The 10,365-nt window shown below is 66.4% G+C and carries 12 protein-coding genes; 6 read left to right on the forward strand and 6 right to left on the reverse strand.

Annotation, left to right across the window (positions count from 1 at the left end):
• Together AC1D1G_RS34850 and metE are read left to right on the forward strand one after the other, a co-directional pair.
• The coding region (locus AC1D1G_RS34850) for a 3-hydroxybutyryl-CoA dehydrogenase (protein WP_477955670.1) at window positions 1–604 on the forward strand (604 nt) is incomplete at its 5' end.
• Between the two features lie 123 nt (window positions 605–727).
• On the forward strand, window positions 728–3,022 hold the full coding sequence (metE, locus tag AC1D1G_RS34855; protein WP_477955671.1) for a 5-methyltetrahydropteroyltriglutamate--homocysteine S-methyltransferase: 2,295 nt from the start codon (window positions 728–730) through the stop codon (window positions 3,020–3,022).
• Between the two features lie 177 nt (window positions 3,023–3,199).
• On the opposite strand, the gene AC1D1G_RS34860 is transcribed toward metE, so the two are convergent.
• Window positions 3,200–3,997 (reverse strand): RNA polymerase sigma factor SigF, encoded by a 798-nt coding sequence (locus AC1D1G_RS34860; protein ID WP_005251853.1) that lies wholly within the window; start codon window positions 3,995–3,997, stop codon window positions 3,200–3,202.
• Window positions 3,994–4,428, reverse strand: a complete 435-nt coding sequence (locus AC1D1G_RS34865; protein WP_009474792.1) for an ATP-binding protein — start codon at window positions 4,426–4,428, stop codon at window positions 3,994–3,996. The genes AC1D1G_RS34860 and AC1D1G_RS34865 overlap by 4 nt, the downstream gene beginning before the upstream one ends.
• Before the next feature lie 221 nt (window positions 4,429–4,649).
• On the opposite strand from AC1D1G_RS34865, the gene AC1D1G_RS34870 reads away from it, so the two are divergent.
• Window positions 4,650–5,414, forward strand: coding sequence for a GAF and ANTAR domain-containing protein (locus AC1D1G_RS34870; protein ID WP_283330986.1), 765 nt, complete (start codon window positions 4,650–4,652; stop codon window positions 5,412–5,414).
• 358 nt (window positions 5,415–5,772) lie between these two features.
• Window positions 5,773–6,081, forward strand: coding sequence for an STAS domain-containing protein (locus AC1D1G_RS34875; protein WP_005251861.1), 309 nt, complete (start codon window positions 5,773–5,775; stop codon window positions 6,079–6,081).
• Between the two features lie 22 nt (window positions 6,082–6,103).
• Here AC1D1G_RS34875 and AC1D1G_RS34880 read toward each other — a convergent pair whose 3' ends face one another.
• The 3 genes from AC1D1G_RS34880 to AC1D1G_RS34890 form a co-directional block, all read right to left on the reverse strand.
• The gene (locus AC1D1G_RS34880; RefSeq protein WP_411194622.1) at window positions 6,104–7,318 is read right to left on the reverse strand and encodes a glycosyltransferase; all 1,215 of its coding nucleotides are present in this window, start codon (window positions 7,316–7,318) and stop codon (window positions 6,104–6,106) included.
• Between the two features lie 174 nt (window positions 7,319–7,492).
• Window positions 7,493–7,648 carry a DUF6131 family protein gene (locus tag AC1D1G_RS34885; protein WP_005251863.1) on the reverse strand — a complete coding sequence of 52 codons (156 nt, stop codon included), beginning with the start codon at window positions 7,646–7,648 and terminating at the stop codon, window positions 7,493–7,495.
• A gap of 16 nt (window positions 7,649–7,664) precedes the next feature.
• Window positions 7,665–8,222, reverse strand: coding sequence for a DUF2231 domain-containing protein (locus AC1D1G_RS34890; RefSeq protein ID WP_280779848.1), 558 nt, complete (start codon window positions 8,220–8,222; stop codon window positions 7,665–7,667).
• A gap of 96 nt (window positions 8,223–8,318) precedes the next feature.
• Between AC1D1G_RS34890 and AC1D1G_RS34895 the strand changes: the two genes are divergently transcribed.
• Window positions 8,319–8,549 carry a hypothetical protein gene (locus AC1D1G_RS34895; RefSeq protein ID WP_016882734.1) on the forward strand — a complete coding sequence of 77 codons (231 nt, stop codon included), beginning with the start codon at window positions 8,319–8,321 and terminating at the stop codon, window positions 8,547–8,549.
• A 21-nt stretch (window positions 8,550–8,570) separates the two neighbouring features.
• On the opposite strand, the gene AC1D1G_RS34900 is transcribed toward AC1D1G_RS34895, so the two are convergent.
• The gene (locus AC1D1G_RS34900) at window positions 8,571–9,431 is read right to left on the reverse strand and encodes a polyphosphate kinase 2 family protein (protein WP_280779849.1); all 861 of its coding nucleotides are present in this window, start codon (window positions 9,429–9,431) and stop codon (window positions 8,571–8,573) included.
• A 35-nt stretch (window positions 9,432–9,466) separates the two neighbouring features.
• On the opposite strand from AC1D1G_RS34900, the gene AC1D1G_RS34905 reads away from it, so the two are divergent.
• Window positions 9,467–10,365, forward strand: an 899-nt coding sequence (locus AC1D1G_RS34905; protein WP_477955673.1) for a flavin-containing monooxygenase, incomplete at its 3' end; no start/stop codon positions are given.

A 10,365-nucleotide genomic window follows, 5' to 3' on the forward strand; every position in this document is an offset into this window, starting at 1 on the left:
GGTGAAGAGCGAGATCTTCACCGAACTCGACCAGGTCGTGACGGATCCGAACGCCGTACTGGCGTCCAACACGTCGTCGATCCCGATCATGAAGCTGGGCATCGCCACGAAGTCCCCGGAACGGGTCATCGGGATGCACTTCTTCAACCCCGTTCCGGTGCTCCCCCTCGTCGAGCTGGTGACCACGCTCAAGACGAGCAAATCGGTGTCCGAGCGGGCCGAGGCCTTCGCCAGCGATGTGCTGGGCAAGCAGGTCGTCCGTTCCGCGGACCGTTCCGGGTTCGTCGTCAACGCCCTTCTGGTGCCCTACCTGCTCTCCGCGATCCGCATGGTGGAGTCCGGGTTCGCCACCAAGGAAGACATCGACAAGGCAACGGTTCTCGGCCTCGCACACCCGATGGGTCCGCTCGCGCTGACCGACCTGGTGGGCCTGGACACGGTCAAGTCCATCGCCGACTCCATGTACGAAGAGTTCAAGGAGCCCCTGTACTCGGCGCCGCCGCTGCTGCTTCGCATGGTCGAGGCCGGGTTGGTCGGCAAGAAGTCCGGTGCGGGCTTCTACGAGTACGGCGACAACGGTCGTGCCAGCAAGAAGGCCAGCTAGTAGGTAGGTAGGCGACTACACCTGTGCGCCTTTCACGACCACTGGCGGTTGTGAGAGGCGCACAGGTGCATCGAGCCCAGAGGCATTCTCAGCCACTGGACTGAGCCCAGAAAGGTCGACCGCATGTCCAGCACCGCAGCATACGGATCCAGCATCCTGGGGTATCCCCGCATCGGACCCCGCCGCGAACTCAAGCGTGCCCTCGAGTCCTACTGGCACGGCACGAGCACGAAGGAAGAACTCGTCGCCGTCGCCCGGGACCTTCAGGAGGAGACGTGGAGTGAGCTCGCCGCGACCGGTCTGACCCAGGTCCCGGGCAACACGTTCTCCTACTACGACCACGTACTCGACAACGCGCTGCTGTTCGGTGCCGTGCCCGAGCGGTTCAAGCCGCTCGAGAGGCAGCTCGATCCGCTGGACTTCTACTTCACGCTGGCGCGTGGCCGGCCGGACTTCCCGCCCCTCGAGCTGGTGCGGTTCTTCGGCACCAACTACCACTACCGTCAGCCCGAACTGGACGAGAACACCGAGTTCTCGCTGCGGTCCGAGACCGTGATGGACGAGTTCGAGCGGGCGAAGGCGTGCGGGATCGAACTGCGTCCGGTCGTGCTGGGGCCCGTGTCGCTGCTGCTGCTGTCGAAGGTCGGTCCGACGTCGAAGCGGCACGGTTTCTCGACCCTCGACCTGCTGGACAAGGTGCTGCCGGAGTACGAGAGGCTGTTCGAGCAGCTCGCGAAGGCCGGCGCCACATGCGTCCAGCTGGACGAGCCGTCGTTCACCGAGGACCGCGCACCGGAAGAACTGGCCGCGCTGGCCAAGGCGTACGAGAAGCTGTCGCACGCACCGCTGCGGCCCCGCATCCTCGTCACCGGTCCGTACGGGCATCTCGGGGAGGCGCTCGCCATCCTCGCCTCCACCAAGGTGGAGGCTCTGGGCCTCGATCTCGTCAGTCACCGGCTGAGCGCCGACGAGCTGGCGAAGATCCCGGGCATGAAGCGCAAGCGCATCTACGCCGGTGTGGTCGACGGCCGCAACGTGTGGCGCGTCGACCGGTACAACACGCTGACGTACCTGAACACGCTGAAGGACGTCGTGCCGGATCTCGTGGTCTCGACGTCGACGTCGTTGCTGCACGTTCCGTACGACGTGTTGTCCGAGTACGACATCCCGGGTGATGTCGCAGACCGGCTCGCGTTCGCGAAGCAGAAGGTCGGCGAGGTGGTCTCGCTGGCCAAGGCGCTCACCGAGGGGCCGTCCGACAAGTGGCGCAAGCGTCCCACGTCGGTGCACTTCAAGCTCAAGCACGCGGTGCGGGCACGGGTCAACGCGATCAAGCCGGGCGACCGCTTCCGGGTTCCGTACGAGGAGCGGCGGGTCGCTCAGCAGGAGCGACTGAACCTGCCGCTGGTTCCGGCGACGACGCTGGGCTCGTTCCCGCAGACGGACGCGATCCGGCAGGCGCGGTACGAGTTGGGTGAGGGACGCCTCGAGTGGGAGGAATACTACAAGCGGATCCAGGCCGAGATCGAAAGCACGATCCGGTTGCAGGAAGACATCGGGCTCGACGTCTTCGTGCACGGTGAGCACGAGCGCAACGACATGGTGCAGTACTTCGCGGAGCTTCTCGAGGGGTATGCCTTCACCCACAACGGGTGGGTGCAGGCTTACGGCTCGCGGTGTACACGTCCGCCGATCCTCTACGGGGACGTGTCGCGGCCGAAGCCGATGACCGTCGAGTGGATCTCGTACGCGCAGTCGCTGACGGACAAGCCGGTCAAGGGCATGCTCACGGGTCCGGTGACGATGATCGCGCGGTCGTTCGTCCGCCAGGATCAGCCGCTGTACGAGACGGCCGACCAGTTGGCGCTGGTGATCCGCGACGAGATCGCCGACCTCGAGGCGGCGGGCATCGCGATCATCCAGGTCGACGAGCCGGCGATCCGGGAACTGCTGCCGTTGCGCGAGAACGGCCGCGAGGCGTATCTCGAGTGGGCGGTCGACGCATTTCGTCTCGCGACGGGCGGGGCGAAGCCGGAGACGCAGATCCACACGCATATCACGTACACGAGCCGGGCGTCGGTGGTCGACGCCATCGAACGGCTCGACGCGGACGTGACGGCGATCGTGGCGACGCGCTCCATCACGTGGGTGCTCGGTGCCATCAAGGAGCGGGCGCTGACCCACGGTGTCGGTCCGGGTGTGTACGAGAGCCGGTCGGCCCGGATTCCGGACATCGACGAGTTGGACGAACTGCTCACGGAGGCGAGCGAGTCGGTCTCACTCGAACGGTTGTGGGCCAACCCGGACGGCGGCCTGAAGACGCGTCACTACTGGCAGCTCGAGCCTTCGCTGCGCAATATGGTGGCGGCGGCGAAGCGACTCCGCAGGCGGGCCGAGAAGGAAGAATCCGAGGCCTGATTTCTCCGGCGTGTTCGGGGTCACCGCCTCAGCGGTGGCCCCGAACGGGCTTTCGGTCGCGAAAACATGTCGAGGTGTAGGCCGCCACGAGTGGGGCAGCACGCGACGGCGCCCACGACCGCGTGGTCGGCAGCGACGTGCGGTACCGATTCGTGATCGACACGGCAACGATCTGACCTACGCGTCACCGAGTTGATCTCGCAGTGATGCCAGTGTCTTCGCCAGCAACCGGGACACGTGCATCTGCGAGATACCGACCCGGTCGGCGATCTGGGTCTGTGTCATGTTGCCGAAGAATCGCAGCATGAGGACGGTCCGCTCCCGTTCTGGGAGGGATTGAAGCAGGGGACGCAGGGTTTCGTGGTTCTCGACGTCGTCCATCGCGGCGTCGTAGTCRCCGAGCGTCTCCACCATGGACAGTTCGCCGGTCCGGTCCGACGACGTGTTGTCGACGGAGACGGTCTGGTACGCGTTGCCGGCGAGGAGCCCCTGCGCCACCTCCTCCTGTTCGAGGTCCAGGTGCTCGGCGAGTTCGCTGACAGTGGGAGCGTGGCCGAGACTCTGGGACAGTTCGGCGACGGCCTGGCTCAGCGCGAGGTGCAGTTCCTTCATCCGGCGGGGCACCCGCACGGCCCACCCGGTGTCGCGGAAGTGCCGTCGCACCTCGCCCATGATGGTGGGGACCGCGAAGGACACGAAGTCGGATCCCCGCTCCACGTCGAACCGGTCGACCGAGTTGACCAGGCCGAGGCGCGCGACCTGAACCAGATCGTCGTGCGCCTCGCCGCGACCGTCGAAGCGGCGTGCGATGTGCTCGGCGAGCGGGAGACAGCGCGTCACGACGGCGTCGCGCAGTCTGCTGCGCCGGGGATCGTCCTCGTCGAGGGCTGCCATCTGTTCGAAGAGTGCTGTGACGTCCTGATACTCGTCCGGCCAACGGGCCGTGTGCCCCCCACTGTGAGTATGGGACGTCACAGACTCAGGCCGTTCTTCACCTTGGTGAATTCCATGGTGGTCACGAAACCCGCGGTGGCGGAGTCTGGCTCCTGTTTCAGATCGACCGAATCGGTGAGGGCGTTGAGCACGTGCCAGGCGAACGAACGCTCGCCGAGGGAGTCGACCGAGGTGGTGGTGCTCGATACGTCGACTCGCAGGGTGTTGTCGAGATACTGCAGCCGGCACACCAGGACCGCATCCGGTGTCGCGCGGACGATCAGTTGGGTACAGATCTCGTCCATGGCGAGTTTGATGTCGGCGATGGAGTCGAGGTCGAAATCTTCGTGAATGGCAACGGTTGCTGCCAGGGCGCGCAGTACGGAGAGCTGATCGGGCGTTGCTCGCACGCGCAGTTCGACGACGGGATGTGTGTGATCCTGGTCGGGTTCGATTGTCTTGGCGATGGCCATGAGACCTCCGGGTCGGGCGTACCGTGCTGTCGGCGGGCGGTGGGTCGGCCCGCGCTGCTGAGAAGTCAGGGTAGCGATCCGGCGACACCGCAGGTGGAATACCGCAGAACAGGACCGATCAAACCAGTCCGATCAGTACGTTTGCCCGAGTAGTGTTGGCGGCACGATCAGCGTTCCTGAGGCCCTCGGCAGGGTCATGGTGGTCACGGGAGACGAGTGGGATGCCTGACGAGATTCACCTGCACACGTTGACGAATGACGTCGAGACCGCGGACGCCGACGCGGTCACCGTGTCGCTCGACGCTGTGCTCGAGTTGCTCGAACCCGTGGACGAGACCGACGTGGTGCTGCACACGCTGTGCCGTCGGGTGGTCGAGGTGTTCCCGGGTGCGGCGATGGCCGGGATCACCGTTCTCCGGCCGACGGGTCCCGTCACGGTGGCCGCGACGTCGGACGAGCTCGCGGCGCTCGAGGAGTTGCAGTACCGCTTCGGTGAGGGGCCTGCGCTCGACGCCGTGCGCTCCCGCGAGACCGTGCGGGCCGACCGTGCCGCGGCGTACGAGAGGTGGCCGGCGTACGCCGCGAGTTCCGAGCCGGCAGGCGTCCACAGCTATCTGTCCGTACCCCTGCCCGTCGCGGAGCAGTCCGCCGCGCTGAATCTGTACGGACTGTTGCCGCACGCCTTCCATCGCATGGACGAGTCGGTGCTGGAGCTGTACGTCGAGGCGGCTGCGGTCGCGGTGCGCAATGCCCGGCGGTACGGCGAGGCGAGAAATCTGATCGAGCAACTCCGTATCGCCCTCCGGTCCCGCGCTGTCATCGATCAGGCGAAGGGAATCGTGATGGCGTTGCGGGGTCTCGACGCCGAGACCGCGTTCGACGTCCTCGTCACGCGTTCGCAGCGGGAGAACGTCAAACTGCGCGTGGTCGCAGAACGTGTCGTTGCGGCTGTTTCGGCGCGGACAACCGTGCGTAACGGTTTGTAATCGCTCACCAGGGCAAATGAGAGCTCGAGTATCTGTTATTTCCTTGTGACACACCACAGGCGGGAGTAGTCTCGAACCGAGGTTGAACACACAGCCGATGTCGGGAAGCGCTGCCGTAGCAGACGGTGTCATGTGTCCGAGGTCGGGTCTGTCTGCAGGTGCTCCGCTTCCCCTCTCAATGTTCGAGATGGGGTGAGCCATGTCTGTTGGTCCAGGGGTCCCAGAACCTGAAATGGCGTGTTCGGGCACGGAGTTCGGTACCACGTACAAGCCGAGGGTAACCCTCTCGGCTGTCGGTTCCGCTCCGACACGCTGTGCGAGCGCGGAATTCACTTCCGAGCGAGTCGGGTCCGGGGTGATGTTGGTAGGGGTGCGAGGCGAAATCGACCTGTTCAGTGCACCGGGGTTCCGCGACTACGTGTGCACGCGGATTTCGCCCGAGGGGCAGTTCATCCTCGACATGTCGAAGGTGGATTTCATCGGAACCGCGGGGCTGTCGGTGCTCGACACCGTCCACGCGACGAACGTCCGGGACGGGCGGACATGGGCGATGATCTGCGGTCGGCCGGTATATCGGCTGCTCAGAGCCGCGGGCCAGGAGTCGAGCTACCCCTGCTTCGCTTCCGTGGACAGTGCCCTCGGGGCCTGGCACGGCCGAACGGCCTGACCGTCCGAACCGGCGCCCGACGTCAGTGGGCGCCGGTTCGACTCGTGCGCGGAGGGGCCGACACGCAGCGGCCGTAGGCGCGGAGGGTATCGGTGGCGACCCGGTCCCACGAGTAGCGGGCGCGGGCGCGATCGCAGCCCGCCATGCCGTATCCCGTGCGCAGGGCGTCGTCGTCGAAGATCTGTCGCAGGGCCTCGGCCAGGCGGACCGGGTTGCGCGGTGAGATGAGGCGCCCGGTGATGCCGTCGACCACCGTGTCCCTCATACCACCGACGGCGGACGCCACCACCGGTGTGCCGCAGGCCATCGCCTCGAGCGGAACCATGCCGAACGGCTCGTACCAGGGGGTGCACACGACGGCATCCGCCGAGCGCAGCAGCGAGGGCATGGCGTTCCTCGGCACGCGCCCGACGATCCGTACCCGGTTGCGCACCTTCGTCTCCCGGGCCAGGGTCAGTAATCGCGACGCTTCGGGGTCGTCGGCGACGTCGTCGGCGGCCGGCCCGCCCGCGATGACGAGTTCGGTGTCGGGGAAGTGGGAGAGCGCCTCGATCGCGGTGTCGAACCCCTTGCTCGGGGCCAAGCGGCCGACCATGACGAGGCGATGGCGTTTGCCCTTCTCGTCGGCGCGCCCGTCGGGCGTGAACTCGGCGACGTCGACGCCGGACGGAACCACGGACGTCCGCGAGCGCGGCAGGCCGAGGTGGGAGAGTTCGAAGACCTCGTCAGTACACGTCGCCACCACCCGGGTGGCGCCGCGGGCGATCAACTGTTCCAAGTGAATTCGGTTGTGGGTGCTCGACGAATCCGCGCGCTCGAACCGCTGCTCGACCACCCCCAGCGCATGGAACGTCTGGACCACCGGAATGCCCATGGTGCGGGCGGCGAGTTGCGTCGCGATCCCGGACATCCAGTAGTGGGCGTGGACGATGTCCGGCCGTTCGGCTTCCCATTCGGCCTTCAGAACGCTGCCGAACGCCCCCATCAGCGGCAGGATCTCGGCCTCGGACATCCGCCGCGGAGGCCCGACCGGCACGTGCACCACGGTGTATCCGCCGGGGGTCGTGACCCGCGCCGGGGCGTCCTCGCTCTCCGCCCGGGTGTAGACGGTGACGTCGTGACCCTCTCGTGTGAGGGCTGCCGACAGTTCGGCGAGGTGAATGCTCTGCCCCCCGACATCGGCGCCGTCCGAGACGTCGAGAGGACTGGCGTTGGCCGAGACCATCGAAATCCTCAATCGTCTCGAGGTGCCGACGGCTGCCGTTCTCATCGGTTGCCCGCCGCACACGGGAGGTCTGGGTTCGCGATGAATGGCCGTCATGCCACGGGGATTCCCGAACTTCGGGTTTGTAAACCGACCGGCTAGCACTCTGTCACAGGACAGGTGGCACAGGCAGGCCGGTGTTGCGTTCTAATACCAACGCCGCCTACCGCCGACCGCACGACCAGTGGCGCCGAGAATCCACAAGATCGCGCCGATCACCAGGAGGATGATGCCGATGGTCCACAGCCAAGTGAGGCCGGTGAGCCATCCGATCAGGAGCAAGATCAGTCCGAGCACGATCATGACGTTCCTCGATTCTTCATCCCACCGGGGCGAGGCGAGAGTCCGACCCCGGACCCTCCCGCACCCCGTCGACTCCTGCGCCCATTGCGTAGGTCAGATGGCCGCCGAGCGCGCCGCCGACACCGATCGCGAGTAGTCCCGCGGTGCTCGTGACGACAGCGCGTGCGTCCGTTCCGTGTCTGCGGCGAAGGTAGGACGCGAGCATGGCCGTGATGCCGATGGCGTTGGCCTCGGCGTGGATCAGGCCGACGCGGCGCTGACGCGTATCGCGTTCGGCCCAGTCCGCCCAGCCGGTCACCAACGTCGGGGGAGTGGCGAGCAGTCCCAGGCCGATCAGCCTGCGTGCGCCGACGTGATCGCGGAACGCCAGATCGAAGACGGTCGCGCCGACCCACGCACCGATGGGGAGGCTGACGAGAACGGGATGCACGGGGTGCCCGAGCCAGGATCCGCGCAATATCGCACCCGCGCCGGACGAACCGAGCGCCCCCTGGATCCGCTGTTGCAGGAACCGGCTGCCGCCGTCGAGGAACCCGGCGGATTCCGCCTTCCGGAACAGGCTCTCGAGGTTCATGACTCCCGGTTACCCAGGGCGGCGCGAAGAAAACCGGCCTGCCTTGTCGTCGATGCAGGTCGGGCGTAGCGTCGGGACCACGTTCTCGAAGGTGRGGTGAGTGCCGTGAAACTCAATCTCTTCGCTGCTTGGGTCAGCTTCGCTCTCGTGTTGTTGTCGGTGGTCTGTCTCGGCGGATTCCTCGTCGCCGCAGGCTCGGGGCAGGGCGGCTGGGCGGTGATCTCCGGATCTCTGTGCGTCGTCGCGCTGGCCGGAGCGATGGCGCTGTACGGAGGAGCCGTGCGTCACGATCACAGGCTGCACCACGAAACGCCGCACCTCTTCTGACGGCGGCATTTCCGGAAGGTCTCAGGAGTCCGCGAGCCTCCGTTTCTCCGCGTCGATGTCGAAAGTGGCGGGCGGCCAGTCGAGGTCCAGCTTCTCCAGGGCGTCGATCAGCAGCTCGCTGACCGCGATCCGGCTGTACCACTTGCGGTCGCACGGAACCACGTACCACGGCGCGTAATCGGTCGACGTCTCGTCGAGCATCGCCTGATACGCGTCCTGGTACGCGGGCCAGAGCTTGCGCTCGTCGACGTCCGAGGGGTTGTACTTCCAGTACTTGTCCCGGCGTTCCAACCGTTCGCGCAGCCGCGACTTCTGTTCGTCGAGTGAGACGAACATCGCGACCTTCACCAGCGTCGTGCCGCCGGCGACGAGTTCCTTCTCGAAATGGTTGATCTCGTCGTAGCGGCCGCTCCAGATTTCGGCGGGCACGAGATCGTGAACCCGGACCACCAGCACGTCCTCGTAGTGCGACCGGTCGAACACGCCGAGTTGCCCGCCGCGGGGCAGGGCGTTGTCGATCCGCCACAGGAAGTGGTGGCGCTTCTCCTCGGGTGTGGGCACGCCGAACGACGCGTGATCCACGCCCTGCGGATCCACGTGCCCGATGACGTGGCGGACCATCCCGCCTTTACCCGCGGTGTCCATGCCCTGCAGCACGAGGAGCACCGACCGGCCGTCGCCGGATCGTCCGTTGGCGTAGAGCTTCTCCTGGAGGGACGACAGCACCGCACCGCGTTCCTCGAGCAGCGCGACCCCGTCCGACTTGTCGCCGACGAACCCCGGTGTGCTCCCGCAATCGAGTTCGGCGATCCGCTGACCCGGGCGCGATCGCAGGGCCTCGATCGCTGGCGTCTTCCACAATCCGCGTGCCTTGTCTGCCATGTACAAACAGTGCCACAGGAGCGTTACATGGAGTCGTGGGCGGCGAGGTGCACCGGTGTCGTGTCCTGGTGATCGGGACGGGATTTTCGGGTCTGGGCACGGCCATCCAGCTCCGCAAGCGGGGACGCGACGACTTCATCCTGCTGGAGAAGGCGCGGGAGGTCGGCGGCACCTGGCGGGAGAACACGTACCCGGGTTGTGCGTGTGACGTGCCCTCGCACCTGTACTCGTTCTCGTTCGAGCCGAACCCGGACTGGACGCGGATGTGGTCGGGACAGGAGGAGATCTTCGACTATCTGCGCGGCCTGGCCGACAAGTACGACCTGCGGCGCAACATTCATTTCGGCCGCACGATGACGGGCGGGCACTGGGACGCCGAACGGCAACGGTGGCACGTCCACACCGAGTCGGGCGACGAGTACGTCGCCCAGTTCGTCGTGTCCGGGATCGGCGCCCTCCACATCCCGAACGTCCCGGATCTGCCCGGCGCCGACACCTTCGAGGGAACGGAGTTCCACTCGGCGCAGTGGAACCACGACTACGACCTCCGGGGCAAGAAAGTCGCGGTGATCGGCACGGGCGCCAGCGCAGTCCAGTTCGTTCCCGAGATCGTGGGCGACGTAGCCGAGTTGCAGCTGTATCAGCGGACGCCGCCCTGGGTGATACCCGGCCTGAACTTCGGCATTCCGCCGGAGGCGCGGCGCCTGTTGGGCCGGGTCCCGCTGGCCCGTCGAATGGTGCGTGCCGCGGTCTACTGGACTTACGAATCGCTCGCGCTCGGGTTCAACGGGCACTCCCGCCTGATGCGGCCGATCGAGAGCGCGGCGCGGAAGAACCTGAACAGGACCGTCACCGATCCCGAACTTCGCCGGAAGCTGACCCCGTCCTATCGCATCGGTTGCAAGCGGATCCTGGGGTCGGACGTGTACTACCC

This window comes from Rhodococcus sp. P3_B8, assembly GCF_056402775.1.

Bases quoted from the DNA above. Each gene is read 5' to 3' on its own strand.
- metE (WP_477955671.1), top strand. From the start codon at position 728: ATGTCCAGCACCGCAGCATACGGATCCAGCATCCTGGGGTATCCCCGC.
- AC1D1G_RS34865 (WP_009474792.1), bottom strand. From the start codon at position 4,428: ATGGCCATCGCCAAGACAATCGAACCCGACCAGGATCACACACATCCC.
- AC1D1G_RS34870 (WP_283330986.1), top strand. From the start codon at position 4,650: ATGCCTGACGAGATTCACCTGCACACGTTGACGAATGACGTCGAGACC.
- AC1D1G_RS34875 (WP_005251861.1), top strand. From the start codon at position 5,773: ATGTTGGTAGGGGTGCGAGGCGAAATCGACCTGTTCAGTGCACCGGGG.
- AC1D1G_RS34885 (WP_005251863.1), bottom strand. From the start codon at position 7,648: ATGATCGTGCTCGGACTGATCTTGCTCCTGATCGGATGGCTCACCGGC.
- AC1D1G_RS34890 (WP_280779848.1), bottom strand. From the start codon at position 8,222: ATGAACCTCGAGAGCCTGTTCCGGAAGGCGGAATCCGCCGGGTTCCTC.
- AC1D1G_RS34900 (WP_280779849.1), bottom strand. From the start codon at position 9,431: ATGGCAGACAAGGCACGCGGATTGTGGAAGACGCCAGCGATCGAGGCC.